We start from the raw sequence: 18,580 nt of genomic DNA, 5'->3' as shown, positions 1-18,580 counted from the left end.
GCATTACAACAGGACTTCCTCATGTCACGTCTTCCCGGTCGCCCGCGTGAATTTGATACCGACGCCGCCATCGACAGCGCCCTGCTCGTTTTCCGCGAGCGTGGCTATCATGCTACCTCAATCAAAGAGCTGAGTGACGCGACAGGCCTTACGGCGGGAAGCCTGTATAAAGCCTTTGGCAGCAAAAATGGCCTGTTTCTCGCGGCGTTCGACCGTTACACCCGGACGCGCAGCGCCGCCCTGCGCCAGCGTACAGAGGCGGCACGCTGCGGACGAGATAAAATCGCGGCGGTGTTACGCTTCTACGCCGAGAGCAGCCACGGTCCTGAGGGCATACGCGGCTGTCTGGTGGTCGCCAGCGCGACTGAGCTGGCGGTTTTTGATGAGGCGACTGCCCGGTACATCAAAGCCGCCATGCAGCGTACCGAGCAGCTGTTGTTCGAACTGGTTCAGGAAGGCCAGCAGGACGGTAGCCTTTCCCGCGCGCTGCCCACGGAGCAAACGGCGCGTAATCTTTTCGCCCTGCTACAGGGTTACCGCGTGATCGGCAAACAAGGCCTGTCTGAGGACGAGATAAACAGCGCCGTTAACGCAGCACTCAGCCTGCTCGGCTAAGTTTTTTTAACTAATTAGGAAACGATCATTTCCTATTATTCCGGAGATTGCTATGACCACGCCCATCGCCCCGCAGCACCATTTCATGCTCATCAATGGCATCCGCACGCATTACGTCACCGCCGGGGAACAGCACGCGCAGACGGTTGTCCTGCTGGCAGGTTTCCCCGAAAGCTGGTACGCCTGGCGCCATGTTATCCCGTTGCTGGCCGAGCGTTATCATGTCATCGCCCCGGACTTACCCGGACAGGGTGATACCGATTGTCCGTCAGAGGGGTATGACACCCACACCCTCGCCAGCCATGTTCATGAACTGCTGACCCAACTTGGCGTGCATCGCTACTATCTGACCGGTCACGACGTGGGAGCCTGGGTTGCCTGGCCTTATGCGGCGATGTACAGCGATGAGGTGATAAAGCTGGCGCTGCTGGACGCCGGCATTCCGGGTATTACCTTACCCGATGCCCTCCCCGTCACCGCGGATCGCGCCTGGCGCACCTGGCATTTTGCCTTTCACGTGGTTGCCGATCTGCCTGAATTCCTCATCAGGGGCAAAGAGCGTGGCTATCTGGAGTGGTTTCTGCGTCGCAAAGCGGCAAATCCCCTCACCTTCAGCGAGGCGGATCTTGACGAGTATCTGCGCATTTTTACGCGCGAAGGTGGCTTGCGCGCGGGGCTGGCTTACTATCGCGCTGCCGCCCTCTCTGCTGCGCAAAACCGGGCGCTTAGCGAACGGGGTAAACTCTCCGTGCCCGTTCTGGCACTCAGTGCCGATCAGGGTTCGATTCCTGATATGGCCTCGCCGCTGAGGGCGTTTGCCGCGCACGTTGACGGGCGCGTTATTCCCCGGTGCGGCCATTTTCAGCCAGAAGAGCAACCTCAGGCGGTCGCCGACGCGCTAAGCGGTTTTTTTAGTGGGGATTAATTCATTGCCCTGAGGTGGATTGGGGGCTATAATGCCGCCCGCTTTTGCATCCGCAAAGCAGAACACTCACCTGCTGCTGGGTCGCCTGTAGTAGGGTTTTAAATACAGAGAGAAATCAATGTTCACTATCGAAGCAGAAGTACGTAACGTGCAGGGTAAGGGTGCGAGCCGCCGCCTGCGTACCGCTAACAAGTTCCCGGCTATCGTTTACGGTGGCGAAGCTGCTCCAGTTTCTATCGAACTGGATCACGACAAAGTGTGGAACCTGCAGACCAAAGCTGAATTCTACAGCGAAGTTCTGACCATCGTTGTTGGCGGTAAAGAAGAAAAAGTGAAAGTTCAGGCTGTTCAGCGTCACGCGTTCAAGCCAAAACTGACTCACATCGACTTCGTTCGCGCGTAATCGCAAACACGTCGAAAAAAAACCCCGCTTCGGCGGGGTTTTTTTATGGCGGTTATTTACCGCCAGTGGTGCGACGCTGCAGTTGATCGCGCAGGTTGGGTGGCGTACCTTTGATGGTCAGCGTATCGGTGGCCGGATCCCAGAAGATACGTTCCCCCAGCAGCATGGCATCAAAGTTGATGGTTAACCCGCCGCCGCTTCCGGCAAATTTGGTTAACTGGCGCAGCGTACTGCGATCCGCCGGGAAGCTCTCTTCCAGCTCATACCCTTTCTCAGCAGTAAATTCCTGGAAACTGACTTCACTGACGCCGGCCAGCTCTTTTGACAGCGACTCCAGCTCAATCTCTTCCCCCGCCTGCAGCTGTTCGTTGCAGTAGCTGTAAACCTGCTGACGCACGTTCTGGCGCTCAGATTTATCGAGCTGGGCTTCTGCCGTGAAGTCGTCCACCGCCTGCAGCAGCCCTTTGTTCTGCGCTTTGGCGTTGAGACCTTCGCTGGCGCCGAGGAAGTCCATAAAGAAATCGGCCACTTTACGCCCCACACGCCCTTTCAGGAAAGTCAGGTAGCGGGTCGACTCCGGATTGGTTTCCCACTCGGTCAAATCAATACGCGCAACGATATCCGCATGGTTGATATCCAGATAATGGGTGGAGCTGATATCCAGCTGCTCGTTCACGCGCATACTGCTTAAATTGTTCAGCACGGTGACCAGCAGATACTCGACCGCCAGGTAGCGATAGTGGCAGAACAGAACGATCCCGCCGTCGGCAAACGGGTATTTCGCCAGCTCGTCGCGCAGACGCCCGGTTGCGGCGCGGCTAAACGCCAGGAAATCTTCTTCGCCCTGACGCTGAAGACGCAGGCTATCCGCCAGTTCACTCTCGTCGCTGAACAGACCATAGGCTTTATTTTTTGCACTGTAGACGCGGTGCAACTCCGCCATCATTTCCACAACGGTCGCCGTGGGTTCCAGTAACGAATCGCGCAGCACCACTTCAAGGGTTTGCTCATCACGCTTGATAAGCTGGTGCAAGGCAATCTGGTTGATTTCCAGACTCATGATAAACTCTCCTTTTAGACCGGGCGGTATTCAACCACCACCAGTCCATGTGTGCAACAACTGATAAAAAAGGGGAAAAAAAGCTGTTGCTACGGTAATATGTTGCCCTTTCATCAACAAACTGATTTTGATTTATGCCACAACATTCCCGCTACAGTGATGAACACGTTGAACAATTGCTCAGTGAGCTGGTCAACGTACTGGAAAAACATAAAACACCGACCGATCTCTCCCTGATGGTTTTGGGAAATATGGTCACCAACCTTATCAATACCAGCGTTGCTCCGGCTCAGCGTCAGGCGATCGCAAAATCTTTCGCCCAGGCGTTACAGTCTTCCGTTAGCGACGACCAGGCCCATTAAGGGAAACGAACAACAGTTTATGGTGACGAATCGTCAGCGCTACCGTGAAAAAGTCTCCCAGATGGTCAGCTGGGGGCACTGGTTTGCCCTGTTCAACATTCTGCTGGCGACGGTCATCGGCTGTCGTTATCTGTTTGTCGCAGACTGGCCGACAACGCTAACCGGGCGTATTTACTCCTGGATAAGCGTTGTAGGGCACTTTAGCTTTTTGGTTTTCGCCACCTATCTGCTGATCCTCTTCCCGCTGACGTTTATCGTCATGTCGCAGCGTCTGATGCGATTTTTATCCGCCATCCTTGCAACGGCAGGGATGACGCTGCTGCTTATCGACAGTGAAGTGTTCACCCGCTTCCACCTGCATCTCAATCCCATTGTCTGGGAGCTGGTGATTAACCCCGATCAGAACGAAACGGCCCGTGACTGGCAGCTGATGTTCATCAGCGTCCCGGTGATCCTTCTGATAGAGATGCTGTTTGCCACGTGGAGCTGGCAAAAACTGCGCAGCCTGACCCGGCGACGCCATTACGCGAAACCGGTGGCCGCGATCTTTTTCGTCTCCTTTATCAGTTCGCACATTATGTATATCTGGGCGGATGCGAACTTCTATCGCCCAATCACCATGCAGCGCGCAAACCTGCCGCTCTCTTACCCGATGACGGCGCGTCGGTTCCTTGAAAAACACGGTCTGCTGGACGCGCAGGAGTACCAGCGTCGTCTGATTGAACAAGGTAATCCGGAAGCGGTCAGCGTGCAGTATCCGCTGAGCGAACTGCGCTATCGCGATATGGGACGCGGGCAAAACGTTCTGCTGATCACCGTCGATGGTCTGAACTATTCCCGTTACGAGAAGCAGATGCCTGCGCTGGCCGATTTCGCCAGTAAGAACGTGACGTTCACCCAGCATATGAGTTCCGGCAACACCGCCGATACGGGCATTTTTGGCCTGTTCTATGGGATTTCAGCCGCCTACATGGACGGCGTACTTTCTGCGCGCATTCCTGCAGCGCTCATCACCGGGCTCAATCAGCAGGGTTATCAGTTAGGGCTGTTCTCCTCAGACGGCTTTAACAGCCCCCTTTATCGGCAGGCGCTGTTGTCTGATTTCTCATTGCCCGCCGCAGAAAGTCAGTCGGACGAGCAGACCGCCAGTCAGTGGATAAACTGGCTGCAGCGTTATGCCCAGGAAGATAACCGCTGGTTCTCCTGGGTTGCCTTTAATGGCACCACGCTCGATGACAGCAATCAGAAAGGCTTTGCGCGCCGCTACAGCCGTGCAGCAGGCAATGTTGATGACCAGATTAGCCGCGTGCTTGATGCCTTACGCGAATCCGGCAAGCTCGAAAACACCGTGGTGATCGTGACGGCAGCCCATGGCGTACCGCTGGGTGACGAAGAGAAGAATATGAGCTGGTCGCGACCGAATCTGCATGTTCCGCTGGTGATCCACTGGCCGGGCACCCCCGCCCAACGCATTAACATGCTCACCGAACATAAAGATGTGATGACCACCCTGATGCAACGGCTGCTACACGTTAGTACGCCTGCAAATGAGTATTCGCAAGGGCAGGATCTCTTCAGCGCGACACGCCGCCACAACTGGGTGACGGCAGCGGGTAATGATACGCTTGCAGTGACCACGCCAATGCTGACGCTGGTATTGAACAGCAACGGAAATTATCAGACGTATAACCTGCAGGGTGAGCGGTTGAAAGACCAGAAACCGCAGTTGAGCCTGCTGCTTCAGGTTCTGACGGATGAGAAACGGTTTATCGCTAACTGATTAATTATAAACCAGTTAGCGACAGATTCCCTTGCATTCAAAACGGAATCGAGTAGTATTCTTGCATGCGTCGGCACGTAGCGCAGCCTGGTAGCGCACCGTCATGGGGTGTCGGGGGTCGGAGGTTCAAATCCTCTCGTGCCGACCAAAACTATTCAGAAACCAGCCATATGGCTGGTTTTTTTATTGCAGTTCATCCGGCGTTTTACGCAGATAAACCAGCGCCAGCAGGCAAATCACGCCCCCCGCATAAAATGTATATTCCGCGCCAAACGTGTCCCAGATAGCGCCCGCCCCCACGCTGGCAATCAACAGCCCAACACCACTGACCAGACTAAAAATACCGTAGGCGGTACCACGCAAATCAGCCGGTGCGGTTTTAGCTATCATGGCCGCCAGTAACCCCTGCGTCATCCCCATATGCAGGCCCCAAAGCGCGACACCGAATATAATGCCAGCCCAGTGAGTGCTCAGTGCAAGCACAACATCAGCCCCTATCAGCACCATCAGCCCCCACTGCAGTAGTCTGGTATGGCTCATGACGTCAGAAAGCTTGCCAAACGGATAAGCAGAGAGGAAATAAAGCAGGTTCATGGCCACCATCACCAGCGGTATCAGCGCCAGCGGCACCCCGGACTGCTGCGCACGAAGAACAAGAAATGCCTCACTGAAGCGCGCAAGCGTAAAGACGGCCCCCAGCCCAATCACCCACCAGCAGCCTTTCCCCAGACGCCTGAGATTCTCTTTTTTGACGGGATTTGTACGTTTTTGCCCGACTGGCGTTGTCGGTTCATGCAGACCGAAAAACAGCAATGCCACGGCAAGCACGCCGGGGATCACCGCGATCCAGAAAATGGTGCGGAAATCATTATTCCACAGCAGCATCAGGCCAACGGCCAGCAACGGACCGAGAAATGCGCCGATAGTATCCATTGACTGCCGCAGACCAAACGCCGCGCCGCGAAGCTCGTGCGGCGTAACGTCAGCAACCAGCGCATCACGCGGCGCACCGCGGATCCCCTTCCCGACCCGATCGATGAGCCGTGCGCCCAGAATCATGCCGGAAGACGTGGCGATAGCGAACAGGGGTTTACTCAGCGCCCCCAGCCCATAGCCCAACACCGCAAGCCCTTTACGCTTGCCAAGATAGTCACTGATTGCCCCGGAAAACACCTTAATAAATAACGCTGTCGCTTCAGCCAGTCCCTCGATCAGGCCGATAAAAATCACGCTGGCCCCCAGCGTGGTCACCATAAACAACGGCAGCAAGCTGTGAATGATCTCCGAAGAGATGTCCATCAACATGCTGACTCCACCGACCACCCAGACGCCTTTCGGGATCCGGCTTAGCGTGGCAAACCGGGATTGCATTAAGCCTCTCCTGCTTTCTGTAAACAAAGGTGTTCTCAACAGAATATCCTGGAAATGCGAATACACAGCGTCAGGCAAAAAAAAAGCCAACCCGCAGGCTGGCTTCGTTATCGCACGTGAACGCTTAGTGCTTGTCACGCCCGCCGAGGAAGAAAATACCCAGCGGAATAGCAAGCAGGACGGTGAACACCAGGCTGTAAACGAAGATCATCGCCGACTGCAGGACATACATGCTGGTCGTCCACGCGGAGAGCGGAATATTGTACTGTTCGATGACGCCGACAATGGTTGCCCGCCCCACGCACGCGGCCGCAATCATAAACACAACCAGCAACGCCAGGAGGAACTTACGGCCTTCAGGTGTTTTGAGCTTTGCACGAATCATCTCTCTTCCCTTTACAGATGAATAACATTATTTAGGCCTTAAAATAACACGATCTGCCGCCAGACTCCACCGCAGTACGAACAACCAAAAAATGGCGACAAATGCAGTTCATTACACTGATCATATTGAAAATGTAAGTAAATCACTCTAAAAATTCACAACCGTTATGCTAATCTTTTGAGGATCGTTTTGACATAAAGGAATGACAGTGAAAAACGCACCTAAATTTGCCCTTGCCCTGCTCGCCGCCGCGTGCGTGAGCACCAGCGCCTTCGCTACTGACAACCAGAAACCACAGCCTCTGGAAAAAGTCGCCCCTTATCCGCAAGCGGAAAAAGGAATGAAGCGTCAGGTGATCCAGCTTCCCGCTCAGCAGGACGAAGCGAATTTCAAAGTGGAACTGTTGATCGGCCAGACGCTGGAAGTGGATTGCAACCAGCACCGTCTGGGCGGCCAGCTGGAAAGTAAAACGCTGGAAGGCTGGGGTTACGACTACTTTATCTTTGATAAAGTGACGTCGCCGGTCTCCACCATGATGGCCTGCTCGGATGGCAAGAAAGAGAAGAAATTCGTGACCGCGTATCTGGGTGATAACAGCCTGTTACGCTACAACAGCAAGCTGCCAATCGTGGTGTATACGCCGGAAAACGTGGAAGTGAAATATCGCGTGTGGAAGGCGGATGAAAACATCGGACAAGCGGTAGTTCGTTAAGAATACGTCGGGTGGCGGCTTCGCCTTACCCGACCCGGAATGAGTGTGCTCTGGTGCCCTCATCCCAACCCTCTCCCATCGGGAGAGAGAGAAAACACTAAAAACGGTAACGGATGTTACCGTTTTGCTTTTACCTTACAGCGCGATATCCGCAACCGGTTTGTTTTCTGCCTGCGGCTTCAGCTCTGCTTTTGGTGCGGCATCAGCGGCCTGCGGTTTAACGTATTGCAGTTGCAGTACACGGCTCGTGTATTCCAGCTCCTGCTCCGTCGCGTCCACGTTACCGTTCAGCTTAGTACCGTAGGATGGAATGATGGTTTTCAGTTTGGCCTGCCATTCCGGCGTGGCAACTTTATCTTTGAACACTTTTTCCATCAGGTGCAGCATGATTGGCGCAGCGGTAGAGGCCCCTGGTGACGCCCCCAGCAGCGCGGCAATGGTGCCGTCTTTATCGCTTACCACTTCGGTACCCAGACGCAGCACACCGCCCTCTTTCGGATCACGCTTGATGATCTGTACGCGCTGACCCGCCTGCCACAAACGCCAGTCTTCTTTTTTGGCCTGCGGATAGTACTCTTTCAGTGCCTCGAAGCGTTCTTCATCAGAGAGCATCACCTGGCTAATCAAGTATTTCACCAGGTCGAAGTTATCCAGACCGACATCCATCATTGGCTTAACGTTAGAGGTCGTGGTTGCGCTGAGCAGATCCCACAACGAGCCGTTTTTCAGGAATTTGGTGGAGAAGGTTGCAAACGGCCCGAACAGCACCACACGTTTACCATCAAGCATACGGGTATCGATGTGTGGAACGGACATCGGTGGCGCACCGACGGAGGCCTGGCCGTATACTTTTGCCAGATGACGGTTCACCACTTCCGGGTTTTCCGATACCAGGAACTGGCCGCCTACCGGGAAGCCCGCGTAGTCGTCAGCTTCAGGGATACCGGACTCCTGCAGCAGTTTCAGCGCCGCGCCGCCCGCACCAATAAAGACAAACTTCGCCTTGATGACGTGCTCGGCTTCGTTGTTTTTCAGATCGGCAACGGTCACGCTCCAGCTGTTGTCAGCGTTGCGCTTAAAGCCACGCACTTCGGTGCTGAGCTGAAGGTTAAAGTTCTCTTTTTTCTTCAGAGAGGCCACCAGCTGACGGGTGATTTCGCCATAGTTGACGTCGGTACCAATCTCGGTGCGGGTCGCTGCCACTTTCTGGTTCGGGTCACGCCCTTCCATCACCAGCGGTGCCCACTCTTTGATCTGCGCGTGGTCTTCAGAATACTTCATGCCGCGGAACAGCGTGCTCTGCTGCAGCGCCGCGTAGCGCGCGCGCAGGAAGTTCACATTCTGCTCCCCCCACACAAAGCTCATGTGCGGCACGGTGTTGATGAACGAGTGCGGATCGTGCATCACGCCGCTGTTCACCTGGTGAGACCAGAACTGGCGAGAAATCTGGAATGCTTCGTTGATCTCTACCGCCTTCTCGATACTAATGGAACCGTCCTTTTTCTGCGGCGTATAGTTCAGTTCCATGAGTGCCGAATGTCCGGTACCGGCGTTGTTCCAGCCGTTTGAACTCTCCTGCGCGACGCCATCCAGGCGCTCGACCATGGTCATCGACCAGTCCGGCTGGAGCTCTTGCAGATAGGTTCCCAGCGTGGCGCTCATGATACCGCCACCAATTAAAAGGACGTCCGTTTCCTGCTCTTTTGGTGTGTCAGCGTTCGCCGCCATAGAGACGGTGTTCAGCCCCACGGCCAGAGAAAAGAGCATGGCAGTCATTTTTTTCATAATTTTGCCTTAGTTGAGTAGTGCTTGAAGCGTGGAAATTGCAGGTGAAAAAAGCTGCGGGGGGAACGGTAGCAACTTTTAAATATTGTTTAAAGGTTACGAAATTATTGTAATTGTGAAATTTAATGATGGATTGTTTGTAGGGAATTGCTGGATGCAACTGGCAAGACGCAGTTTTTCTGGCTACTATGCTGCACTTTGTGATCGCGCGCACGGAAGCCCGCCCCAACCTGCGAATTGTTATGTCATTACCTCCTGCTTTTTCCTCCCGTGAAGACCATGTTTCCACGGTCGTGCGCTCCCCCCACCTGTTGCTACGTGAAACCCTGGCGGGCGTCATTACCGCCCTGGCCCTCATTCCTGAGGTGATCTCTTTTTCCGTGGTCGCGGGCGTTGACCCGAAGGTAAGCCTGATGGCCTCCGTCGTGCTGTGTCTGACCCTTTCAGTGCTCGGTGGTCGTCGCGCGATGGTGACAGCGGCAGCGGGTTCCGTCGCGCTGGTCATTGGCCCGATGGTGCATCAGCACGGCGTGCAGTACATCCTGCCGGCCGTCCTGATGGCGGGGATAATTCAGATCCTGTTCGGCGTGCTCGGGATGGCGCGCCTGATGCGCTTTATTCCCCAGTCGGTGATGACCGGCTTCGTAAATGCGCTGGGATTGTTAATTTTCTTCGCGCAGGTTCCCCATTTCTGGAGCCGCAGCCCGCTGATTGTGGGCCTGTTCGTGCTGACGCTGCTGATTGTGCTGTGGGTGCCACGCTATATCAAAAGCGTCCCGTCACCGCTTATCGCGATTGTACTGCTCACCCTGTTCACCGTGACCACCGGACAGGTTCTCCCGACGGTGGGGGATGAAGGCTCTATGAGCAGTGGTTTGCCAGGGCTGACACAGCTGCTCGTTCCGCTGAACATGGAAACGCTCAGCATCATCTGGCCATGCGCGCTCAGCATCGCCTTTGTCGGCCTGCTGGAATCTCTGCTGACGGCAAAACTGGTGGATGAACTGACCGCGACATCCTCCAGCAAACGCCGTGAAAGCATCGGTCTCGGCGCAGGGAATATTCTGGCCGGGTTGTACGGCGGTATCGCGGGCTGTGCCATGATCGGGCAGACCATCGTCAACGTGGAGATGGGCAAAGGTCGCAGTCGCGTCTCAACTTTTGCAGCGGGCATGGTGCTGCTGGTGCTGGTCACCGCCCTCAGTGAGATAATGGCAAAAATCCCTATGGCCGTACTGGCCGGGGTCATGGCGATTGTTGCCATCAAAACGTTTAACTGGCATAGCCTTCAGCCTGCCACGTTAAAAAGCGCGCCCATTGCCGAAACGGTCGTGATGCTGATTACCGTTGCAGCAACGGTTTCAACCGGTAACCTGGCCATTGGCGTGATGGGCGGGATTATTGTGATGGCACTGCTTCCCGCCCGGCTCAAGCGTCGGCTTAAAGAAGAAAAATCGTTGCAAGCCCAAGAAAAATAAAGAAACCGCCGGTATCGGTGATGGCGGTGATCATCACGCTCGACCCCACCGCGGGGTCGCGCCCCAGTTTGGTCATCGTCAGCGGGATAATGACCCCCATCATGGAGGCCACCAGCAGATTCAGCACCATCGCCAGCATCATCACCCCGCCTAACGCCATATCATCGTACAGCCACCAGGTAATGCCGCCCATAATGCCGCCCCACACCAGGCCGTTAATCAGCGCTACACCCATCTCCCTGAAGATCAGGAAGGCGAAGTTTCCCGGCTGAATATTCTCCAGCGCCAGCGCGCGGACGATCATGGTAATGGTCTGGTTGCCGGTGTTGCCGCCAATGCCGGCCACAATCGGCATCAGCGAGGCCAGCGCCACCAGTTGTGAAATGGTGTGTTCAAAGCCGTCGATCACCCGGGAGGCGATAAATGCGGTACAGAGATTAATGGCGAGCCATGCCCAGCGGGTTTTCACCGCCTTGCCGACGGAGGCGTGGACGTCATCTTCGGCGCTGATCCCGCCGAGTGCACGTAAATCGTTATCGGTCTCTTCGTAGACCACATCGACGATCTCGTCGATAGTCAGACGCCCCATCAGTTTGCCGACAGAATCGACGACCGCCGCGCTCACAAGGTCGTCACGTTCGAAGGTACGGGCCGCTTTTTCCGCGTCGTCTTCCGGGGAGAAGACCATCGGCTCGGTCTCCATCACCTCACTCACCCGTCGCTGAGTGCTGTTCAGCAGGATCGTTTTAAGCTCCAGCTCGCCAAGCAGGGTTTTATCCCTCGAGGTGACAAACAATTTATCGGTGTTGTCCGGCATGCTGCCCAGACGACGCAGATAGCGCTGAACCGTACCGAGGGTGACATCCGGACGCACCATGATGACGCCAAACTCCATAATGGCGCCCACGCTGTGTTTGTCGTAGTGCATCACCTGACGCACGCGCGCCCGCTCTTCCGCAGGCAGCGAAGCCAGTAATCGCCCGGTCAGGTTTCGCGGCAGGTGCTGAACGAGATAAATCTGTTCGTCAATATCCAGCGTCTGCAGGGCATCAAGGATATCCCGGTCGCTCATCTCATCAATGAGATCGTCCCAGACATTTTCAGAGGCTTCGAGCAACACCTGCCCGCGCTCATGATCCTGCACCAGACGCCACAGAGCATGACGCTCTTCCGAGGGGAGCGCTTCCAGGGTATCCGCCAGATCCGGCGGGGGTAAATGAGCAACCAGCGCACCTACCTCAGCAATATCGTCGGCCAGTGTGCCGACATCATATTGCTCAGCCAGGGTCAGTTTGCCCAGTAACGCAGAGGTGACCGCTTTATCCGTCGTAAGGAGCCAGATGAGACGCGCACGTTCCTGGTCGCGCTGCCTGGCACTGTTTTTCTTTAAAACCGACATTAATCATAAATCCATGAAATAAGTTGGCTTTAAGCATAGCGCGGAGATATGTAAATAAGAATAAACAACGGGGCGGGATGGAGAAAAAATCGGCATAACATGCACGATTTATCCCCTCTCCCTGTGGGAGAGGGTTAGGGGGAGGGCTTCAGGCCGTGCGCGCCACCGCATCGCGAGACGCCGCATCGCGCTCTTCACCGGTCAGTTCGCTCAGCTTGCCGTCACGCATCTCCAGCAGACGGTCGGCATGAATGAAATAGTGATCGTCATGGCTGATGGCAAAGATGGTTTTGCCCATCGCCTGCATCAGCGGCAGCAGCACCTGGTAGAACTCGCGGCGGAAATGCGGGTCCTGATCCGCCGCCCACTCGTCCAGCAGAATGATGTCGCGCTCTTCCGCCAGGGCCAGCAGCAGCGCCACGCGCTTTTTCTGACCTTTCGAGAGCTTCAGGTTAAGGATCTTGCCGTCCTGCAGCTCAAGCTTGTGCGACATCTGCAGATGCGCCAGCCACTTCTCCACCAGCGCCGGGTTAGCCTGCTGCCCCTCCGGTCCCAGCAGTTGATCGAAGAGCCAGACGTCGGTGAATACCGCCGAGAAGAGCTTGCGATAATCCTCGGGCTTCTCTGCGCTGAGCGCGCGGCCATCCAGCAGAATGTCACCCGATTGCGGCTGATATAACCCCGTCAGCAACATCGCCAGCGTCGACTTCCCGCTGCCGTTACCGCCAATGAGAAACAGCAGTTCGCCGCGATGAATCGTCAGATTGACCGGCCCCACGGAAAAAGCGTTGTCCTGATAGCGGAACGTGACGTTACGCAGTTCCAGCGTTTGCCAGTTCGGGAAGGCCTGAGGGCGCGGGAATTCGGCTTTGAACGGGGCAAGGTCGAACTTTTTGAGCTTATTAAACGCCACCTGCGCACTCAGCAGGGTGGGCAATGCGCCGACGGCCGAGAGCAGCGGTGTACGCAAAAACAGCAACGTCAGGGAGTAGGTCGCCGCAACGTTAGTATCGGCCCAGCCCAGGCTGTTGGCCATCCAGAAGACCAGGCCAATCGCGCCCAGCATCATTATGTTCGACCAGTTAACCGCGCTCAGGTGGAAGGTATCGGCGCGAATAATATGATGCCGGTATTCACGCGCATCCGGAATATAGAGGTTATTGAAGATATGCTCCGCACGCTCGCGGTTCAGGGTCAGCTCTTTGCGCCCTTCCAGTACCGTCTGGTAATCGTTATAGAGTTTGTCCTCGGTTTCACGCAGTACTGCCATGTGTCTGTAGACGCGGGATACCAGCAAAAAACCGCCCCAGATGGTGATAGCAATCCACAGTGCCGTAACGGCCAGCATTTTGCTGGAGAGCCAGGCGAGATAGGCCGCCGAACCAACGGTCAAAATAATACCCTGCACCAGCTCCGGCAGGCGGACAAACGCAATGGTGATGGCGCGCACGTCGCTGGTCAGCCCTGCCAGCAAAGAGGCACTGCCGAGTTGCTCGACGCGCTCCACCTGGGTATCCAGGATCCGCTTGATAAACTCGCTGCGCAGGCGGAAGACGAAATGATGCCCCAGAGCCGTCAGCGCCAGCTGGGAACCCAGCGTGACCGCCATCAGCAGTAATAACAGCCCCAGAAATTCCGGCAGAACGGACAGCGAGGTGTCGACCATTTCAATCAAACGCACGTTGATGAAGGCGATCAGACCAATCCCTAATGCGGCGCTGGCAAGGCTTAACAGCATTACCGCAATAAAGGGCCAGCGATACTGACGCCAGACAAGAAGAAGTAGTTGCATGCAGGCAATCCGGACAATAAAAATCAGCCAGCAGTGTAAACTGCCCTGCGTTTACATCAAGAATAATTCTTATTTTTATTTGACTGGCGCGGTCTGGCGGAAAGTCAGGTTAAAGCGGAACTCGCCCGTCTGCGGATGGGCGCCAGGCTTCAGTGGCTGAATGCCGTGGTAATAGAGCCGCGACTCCCTGCCCCACACCACCACATCCCCATGCTCCAGCATCAGACGCTGGAGAGGATCGTTGCGGCGTAACCCGCCGAATTGAAACACGGCGGGCAGCCCCAGGGATACCGAGACGATCGGCGCACGCAGATCGGGTTCATCTTTATCCTGATGCAGCGAGAGTTTCGCCCCAACGCCATAGCGGTTGATAAGACAGGCATCCGGTTGAAAATCGGGATAAGTGGCCTCGACGGCGGCATCATGGCAGAGCGCCTGAAAAACCGCAGGCATGGGCGGCCAGGGCTGGCCGGTGACCGGATCATCCGCAGCATAGAGATAACCCCGTTCGTTGGTTGCCCAGCCTGCTGTGCCGCAGTTGGTCATCGCCACCGACATGGTGTAGCCGCCCGGGGTGACCATATGCCGAAAGGGCGACACCGCCGCGACGTCATGGATCCCGGCAAGCAATTCCGGTGCCCGGGAGAGCGCAAACCGGCGCAGGATCACCGCACCAGGCGCAAGCGGCTCCTGCCAGGGTTCTGCATCTGCAAAAAGATCGAGCATTATCTCTCCTGATTCTTCGCCTCACGTTTCAATAATAACGCCTTTCGTTCCGTCCCCCATCGGTATCCTGACAGCGCGCCATCATGACGTACAACACGATGACAAGGGATGACGATCGCCAGTTTATTTGCGGCACACGCTGCGGCCACCGCACGTACCGCGCCAGGTTTGCCAATCGCCTGCGCCACCTGCTGGTAGCTTGCTGTTTCACCGCAGGGAATATTGCGCAGGGCCTGCCAGACCTGCTGCTGGAAAGCGGTTCCGCGAATATCCAGCGGGAGTGCCAGCGGCACGGCGCGGTTATCGATAGAGTGAATCACCTGATGAACGCGTCGGGCGAATTCGCCTTCCAGCGGTGCGTGCTCCGCGTGCGGAAACAGAGACAAAATCTCCTGGGTAACTTTTGCATCATCATCGCCCAGCAATATTGCACAGATCCCCCGCTCGCTTTCACCCACCAGACAGCGGCCCAGGGCACACTCGCTGATGGCATAACGCACTGCGACATCCCCTTTACGGTACTGCTTTGCCGTCATGCCCAGCGCGTCGTTGGCTTTACGATAATAGCTGCTGCTGTCAGGAAACCCTGCCGCCAGCACGGCATCGGTAATTTTGTCCCCGTGGGCGAGCGCGCTGCGCAGGCGTTGTCCTCGCGCCGCCTGCTGCCAGGCTTTTGGCGTCATCCCGGTCACGGACTTAAACAGGCGGTGGAAATGGAACGGACTCATGGCAACCTGCTGCGCCAGCATTTCCAGCGTTAGCGCGGGATCCTGCTCCAGTAGACGGCAGGCAAGCTCCACTTTTGCCAGCTTCTCTTCCTGCGGGTCGCGTTTGTCCGGCCGGCAGCGCTTGCACGGACGAAAGCCGGCCTGAACAGCATGATGTACATCGGGATAAAAGTGGACATTTTTACGCAGGGCGTGACGGGCGCGACAGGACGGACGACAAACGATCCCCGTCGTCTGCACGGCAAAGACAAACTGTTCGTCAGCACGCGGATCGCGGGCCAGCACGGCCTGCCAGCGATCCTCATCGGTAGTAAAGGTCGGGTTTTTCATCATCGGCTCCTCTTACAAGCATACCTACAGCTTGCCTGAGCGCCAGCATTCAAAAACCCGCAACCTTGCTTTTTAATTTTTTTCGCTCACCAGGAAGCTGTCGAACTGTGGTGAACTCCAGGTCTTAAACCCGTCGGCCTCTTTGGTGATCATGTACACAGCCAGCCCCTGCTGGCGAACCACCTCTTTGGCTTTCTCTGTACCGAGTACCATTAACCCGGTGTCCCAGGCATCGGCTTCCAGCGCCGTCGGAGCGATCACCGTGACCGAGACCAGATTATGCGTAATGGGTCGCCCGGTCTGGGGGTCAATCACATGCGAGATACGCTTCCCGTCGAGCTCGTAATAGTTACGGTAGCTGCCGGAGGTGCTGATGCCATGGCCGTTAATATCGACAATCGCCTGCACTGCGTTTTGCTGGTCGGTCGGCTTTTGAATCGCCACACGCCACGGTTTGCCGCTGGCGTTCATCCCCCGGCTAACCAACGCGCCACCCACGGAGACCAGATAACGCGGGATGCCTTCCTGAGCCATCAGTGCGGCCAGATGATCCGCCGCATAACCTTCCCCGACGGTCGACAGATCCACAAACAGGTCGGGAATGTCTTTTTGCAGATACTGTTGCCCGTACTGGTTGATCACCGTCAGATGCTGAAGTCCTGTCCGGGCGCGGGCGTCGTCGATGGCCGCCTGATCGGGCGTGGTAACCGGCTGTTTGTTCGGACCAAATCCCCAGAGATTAACTAACGGTCCCACGGTCACATCCATCGCACCGTGAGTTTTATAACCCACGCGCATGGATTCAGTCACGATATCCGCCATCTCTTCGCTCACCGGCCACAGAGACGTGCTGGTAGAGAGGTTAAAGCGCATCAGCGCCGAGTCGTTTTTGTAGGTGGATAGCAGCTGATCGTCGGCATCCAGCTGAGACTGAATTTTGCCGCGAAGTTCTTCTGCGCGTGCTTTATCAAGGTTCATTACGCTGACGCGCCAGAATGTCCCCATCGTTTTGCCTTCCAGCACCGTCGCCGCTGGCGCGTCGGTGTGTGCCACAGGCGTGGACGAGTCACATGCGGTCAGGAAAAAAAAGGTTGCCAGGACGCTGGCGCGTAAAAAAGTCATGTCCATTCATTATTATCCTCATGCCAGGGCGGCAAGAGTACACCAAAACGCGGGAATTGAAAGGCCTTAAAAAAGGCAAGAAAAAGGGGCCAGCCGGCCCCTTTGTTACACTGAAAAGCGATTAGAACTGGTAAACCAGACCCAGTGCTACGATATCGTCAGTGCTGATACCTGCGTTACGGGTGAACTCTTTGTCATCCAGCAGGTTGATTTTGTAGTCCACGTAGGTAGACATGTTTTTGTTGAAGTAGTAAGTCGCACCCACATCAACATATTTCAGCAGATCCTGATCGCCGTAACCTTCAATGTCCTTACCTTTGGACTGCAGGTATGCCACGGAAGGACGCAGACCGAAGTCGAACTGGTACTGAGCAACCACTTCGAAGTTTTGCGCTTTGTTAGCAAAGCCGTAAATATCGCTGCTGCTCTGAGAGTTGCCGAAACGGGTTGCGTTGTAGGTCTGGGAGTATTGCGCCGCCAGGTAGATGTTGTTGGCGTCGTATTTCAGACCACCAGAATAGACTTCAGCGCGATCGCCTTCGCCTTTCAGCGCAGGGTTAGCGGTGTTGTTCTGGTCAGCAGTACGTTTGGAAGAAGACATTGCACCACCGATGCTGAAGCCTTCACCCAGGTTATAGGTCAGGGACGCACCGTAACCGTCACCGTTCTGTTTCAGGGTGCTGCGGCCGGTGTCGTTTTCACCGCTTACGCTGCCGTTTTTACCCTGATACTGCAGAGCAAAGTTCAGGCCATCAACCAGACCGAAGAAGTCCTGGTTACGGTAAGTTGCTACACCGTTAGCACGGGATTGCAGGAAGTTATCTGAACCATAAGTGTCGCCGCCGAATTCTGGCAGAACGTCAGTCCAGGAGGTTACGTCGTAGATCACGCCGTAGTTACGACCATAATCGAATGAACCCGCGTCAGCGAATTTCAGACCCGCGAACGCCACACGCGTCCAGGCCTGGTTGTCGCTTTCAGTCGTGTTACCCTGAATCTGGTATTCCCACTGGCCGTAACCGGTCAGCTGATCGTTAACCTGAGTTTCGCCTTTGAAGCCAAGACGCATGTAGGTCTGGTCGCCATCCTGACCGTCGTCATCAGAGAAATAGTGCAGACCATCGACTTTGCCGTACAGATCTAATTTGTTGCCGTCTTTGTTATAAATTTCAGCCGCATTTGCTGCGCCTGCTACCAGCAGTGCTGGTACCAGGAGGGACAGTACTTTAACTTTCATTTTATTAACCCTCTGTTATATGCCTTATTATTACCACTGCTTACCGGTTAACCCTCTTAACCAGTCGGCAATTTCATTCTCCTCAAAATTACAGAATAATCCAACAGGAATATGATACGAAAACTTTGAAAATGTTTCATTTTACTATCAAGATGTTTCAATTTGTAAACATCAAGGAACTTTTACAAAGCACAAAGCGCTTAGAAAATTAGCACTAATAATCAAAAGAAAATATACACTCATATAAATCATATAGTTACGACATAAAAAATTACAGCACTGAATGACAAAACAAGATCGTGCGTAATCACTAAAATAACACTCGCTATCATCATTAACTTTATTTATTACCGTCATTCAGCTTTGAATG

The 18,580-nt window shown here is 55.2% G+C and carries 17 protein-coding genes and 1 tRNA gene; 8 read left to right on the top strand and 10 right to left on the bottom strand.

Annotated elements, in window-relative coordinates; translation table 11 throughout:
* The first annotated feature begins 21 nt into the window (after positions 1-21).
* The 3 genes from NQ842_RS08270 to rplY all read left to right on the top strand — a co-directional run bounded on the left by NQ842_RS08270 (position 22) and on the right by rplY (position 1,943).
* Complete coding sequence (locus tag NQ842_RS08270; RefSeq protein ID WP_257256713.1) at positions 22-615, top strand: TetR/AcrR family transcriptional regulator; 594 nt, start codon at positions 22-24, stop codon at positions 613-615.
* A 52-nt stretch (positions 616-667) separates the two neighbouring features.
* Entirely contained in the window at positions 668-1,540 is an 873-nt protein-coding gene (locus NQ842_RS08265) for an alpha/beta fold hydrolase (RefSeq protein ID WP_046888300.1), read from the top strand.
* A gap of 118 nt (positions 1,541-1,658) precedes the next feature.
* The gene (rplY, locus tag NQ842_RS08260; protein ID WP_014832721.1) at positions 1,659-1,943 is read left to right on the top strand and encodes a 50S ribosomal protein L25; all 285 of its coding nucleotides are present in this window, start codon (positions 1,659-1,661) and stop codon (positions 1,941-1,943) included.
* A gap of 52 nt (positions 1,944-1,995) precedes the next feature.
* Here the strand turns inward: rplY and yejK are convergent, their stop codons facing one another.
* Positions 1,996-3,003, bottom strand: a complete 1,008-nt coding sequence (gene yejK, locus NQ842_RS08255; protein ID WP_014832722.1) for a nucleoid-associated protein YejK — start codon at positions 3,001-3,003, stop codon at positions 1,996-1,998.
* Positions 3,004-3,137: 134 nt separating this feature from the next.
* Here yejK and NQ842_RS08250 point away from each other — a divergent pair, with 134 nt between their 5' ends.
* The 3 genes from NQ842_RS08250 to NQ842_RS08240 all read left to right on the top strand — a co-directional run bounded on the left by NQ842_RS08250 (position 3,138) and on the right by NQ842_RS08240 (position 5,293).
* Positions 3,138-3,365 carry a YejL family protein gene (locus tag NQ842_RS08250; protein WP_001135586.1) on the top strand — a complete coding sequence of 76 codons (228 nt, stop codon included), beginning with the start codon at positions 3,138-3,140 and terminating at the stop codon, positions 3,363-3,365.
* Between the two features lie 19 nt (positions 3,366-3,384).
* On the top strand, positions 3,385-5,145 hold the full coding sequence (yejM, locus tag NQ842_RS08245) for an LPS biosynthesis-modulating metalloenzyme YejM (protein WP_047361080.1): 1,761 nt from the start codon (positions 3,385-3,387) through the stop codon (positions 5,143-5,145).
* 71 nt (positions 5,146-5,216) lie between these two features.
* Positions 5,217-5,293 (top strand) — tRNA-Pro (locus NQ842_RS08240).
* 35 nt (positions 5,294-5,328) lie between these two features.
* Here NQ842_RS08240 and NQ842_RS08235 read toward each other — a convergent pair.
* Positions 5,329-6,516: an MFS transporter gene (locus tag NQ842_RS08235; RefSeq protein ID WP_014832724.1), complete on the bottom strand. Its 1,188-nt coding sequence runs from the start codon at positions 6,514-6,516 to the stop codon at positions 5,329-5,331.
* Between the two features lie 124 nt (positions 6,517-6,640).
* Complete coding sequence (locus NQ842_RS08230) at positions 6,641-6,901, bottom strand: DUF2534 family protein (protein ID WP_013097997.1); 261 nt, start codon at positions 6,899-6,901, stop codon at positions 6,641-6,643.
* A 202-nt stretch (positions 6,902-7,103) separates the two neighbouring features.
* On the opposite strand from NQ842_RS08230, the gene eco reads away from it, so the two are divergent.
* Entirely contained in the window at positions 7,104-7,613 is a 510-nt protein-coding gene (gene eco, locus NQ842_RS08225; protein WP_257256712.1) for a serine protease inhibitor ecotin, read from the top strand.
* A gap of 135 nt (positions 7,614-7,748) precedes the next feature.
* On the opposite strand, the gene mqo is transcribed toward eco, so the two are convergent.
* Positions 7,749-9,398 (bottom strand): malate dehydrogenase (quinone), encoded by a 1,650-nt coding sequence (gene mqo, locus NQ842_RS08220; RefSeq protein WP_014832726.1) that lies wholly within the window; start codon positions 9,396-9,398, stop codon positions 7,749-7,751.
* 188 nt (positions 9,399-9,586) lie between these two features.
* On the opposite strand from mqo, the gene NQ842_RS08215 reads away from it, so the two are divergent.
* Positions 9,587-10,876: a SulP family inorganic anion transporter gene (locus NQ842_RS08215; protein WP_257256710.1), complete on the top strand. Its 1,290-nt coding sequence runs from the start codon at positions 9,587-9,589 to the stop codon at positions 10,874-10,876.
* Here the strand turns inward: NQ842_RS08215 and mgtE are convergent.
* The 6 genes from mgtE to NQ842_RS08185 all read right to left on the bottom strand — a co-directional run bounded on the left by mgtE (position 10,839) and on the right by NQ842_RS08185 (position 18,210).
* Positions 10,839-12,275, bottom strand: coding sequence for a magnesium transporter (gene mgtE, locus NQ842_RS08210; protein WP_013098001.1), 1,437 nt, complete (start codon positions 12,273-12,275; stop codon positions 10,839-10,841). The genes NQ842_RS08215 and mgtE overlap by 38 nt on opposite strands.
* Before the next feature lie 148 nt (positions 12,276-12,423).
* Positions 12,424-14,067 (bottom strand): multidrug ABC transporter permease/ATP-binding protein, encoded by a 1,644-nt coding sequence (locus NQ842_RS08205; RefSeq protein ID WP_046888298.1) that lies wholly within the window; start codon positions 14,065-14,067, stop codon positions 12,424-12,426.
* Between the two features lie 75 nt (positions 14,068-14,142).
* Positions 14,143-14,793 (bottom strand): DNA oxidative demethylase AlkB, encoded by a 651-nt coding sequence (gene alkB / locus NQ842_RS08200; protein WP_257256709.1) that lies wholly within the window; start codon positions 14,791-14,793, stop codon positions 14,143-14,145.
* Positions 14,793-15,851, bottom strand: coding sequence for a bifunctional DNA-binding transcriptional regulator/O6-methylguanine-DNA methyltransferase Ada (ada, locus tag NQ842_RS08195; protein ID WP_257256918.1), 1,059 nt, complete (start codon positions 15,849-15,851; stop codon positions 14,793-14,795). The genes alkB and ada overlap by 1 nt, the downstream gene beginning before the upstream one ends.
* A gap of 72 nt (positions 15,852-15,923) precedes the next feature.
* Complete coding sequence (gene apbE / locus NQ842_RS08190) at positions 15,924-16,979, bottom strand: FAD:protein FMN transferase ApbE (protein ID WP_013098005.1); 1,056 nt, start codon at positions 16,977-16,979, stop codon at positions 15,924-15,926.
* Between the two features lie 115 nt (positions 16,980-17,094).
* Positions 17,095-18,210, bottom strand: a complete 1,116-nt coding sequence (locus NQ842_RS08185) for a porin OmpC (protein ID WP_023619744.1) — start codon at positions 18,208-18,210, stop codon at positions 17,095-17,097.
* Positions 18,211-18,580: the final 370 nt, after the last annotated feature.

The organism is Enterobacter cloacae complex sp. R_G8, assembly GCF_024599795.1.
GTDB lineage: Bacteria > Pseudomonadota > Gammaproteobacteria > Enterobacterales > Enterobacteriaceae > Enterobacter > Enterobacter dissolvens.
Note: the sequence above shows the minus strand (reverse complement) of the source record. Positions and strands in the feature narration are given on the sequence as shown.

What these genes read in the sequence shown, in the direction of transcription:
- NQ842_RS08215 (WP_257256710.1), top strand. Translation starts at nt 9,587, where the DNA reads ATGCTGCACTTTGTGATCGCGCGCACGGAAGCCCGCCCCAACCTGCGA.
- alkB (WP_257256709.1), bottom strand. Translation starts at nt 14,793, where the DNA reads ATGCTCGATCTTTTTGCAGATGCAGAACCCTGGCAGGAGCCGCTTGCG.
- NQ842_RS08265 (WP_046888300.1), top strand. Translation starts at nt 668, where the DNA reads ATGACCACGCCCATCGCCCCGCAGCACCATTTCATGCTCATCAATGGC.
- ada (WP_257256918.1), bottom strand. Translation starts at nt 15,851, where the DNA reads ATGAAAAACCCGACCTTTACTACCGATGAGGATCGCTGGCAGGCCGTG.
- eco (WP_257256712.1), top strand. Translation starts at nt 7,104, where the DNA reads ATGACAGTGAAAAACGCACCTAAATTTGCCCTTGCCCTGCTCGCCGCC.
- NQ842_RS08235 (WP_014832724.1), bottom strand. Translation starts at nt 6,516, where the DNA reads ATGCAATCCCGGTTTGCCACGCTAAGCCGGATCCCGAAAGGCGTCTGG.
- NQ842_RS08230 (WP_013097997.1), bottom strand. Translation starts at nt 6,901, where the DNA reads ATGATTCGTGCAAAGCTCAAAACACCTGAAGGCCGTAAGTTCCTCCTG.
- NQ842_RS08250 (WP_001135586.1), top strand. Translation starts at nt 3,138, where the DNA reads ATGCCACAACATTCCCGCTACAGTGATGAACACGTTGAACAATTGCTC.
- apbE (WP_013098005.1), bottom strand. Translation starts at nt 16,979, where the DNA reads ATGGACATGACTTTTTTACGCGCCAGCGTCCTGGCAACCTTTTTTTTC.
- NQ842_RS08270 (WP_257256713.1), top strand. Translation starts at nt 22, where the DNA reads ATGTCACGTCTTCCCGGTCGCCCGCGTGAATTTGATACCGACGCCGCC.
- yejK (WP_014832722.1), bottom strand. Translation starts at nt 3,003, where the DNA reads ATGAGTCTGGAAATCAACCAGATTGCCTTGCACCAGCTTATCAAGCGT.
- yejM (WP_047361080.1), top strand. Translation starts at nt 3,385, where the DNA reads ATGGTGACGAATCGTCAGCGCTACCGTGAAAAAGTCTCCCAGATGGTC.
- NQ842_RS08185 (WP_023619744.1), bottom strand. Translation starts at nt 18,210, where the DNA reads ATGAAAGTTAAAGTACTGTCCCTCCTGGTACCAGCACTGCTGGTAGCA.
- rplY (WP_014832721.1), top strand. Translation starts at nt 1,659, where the DNA reads ATGTTCACTATCGAAGCAGAAGTACGTAACGTGCAGGGTAAGGGTGCG.
- mqo (WP_014832726.1), bottom strand. Translation starts at nt 9,398, where the DNA reads ATGAAAAAAATGACTGCCATGCTCTTTTCTCTGGCCGTGGGGCTGAAC.
- NQ842_RS08205 (WP_046888298.1), bottom strand. Translation starts at nt 14,067, where the DNA reads ATGCAACTACTTCTTCTTGTCTGGCGTCAGTATCGCTGGCCCTTTATT.
- mgtE (WP_013098001.1), bottom strand. Translation starts at nt 12,275, where the DNA reads ATGTCGGTTTTAAAGAAAAACAGTGCCAGGCAGCGCGACCAGGAACGT.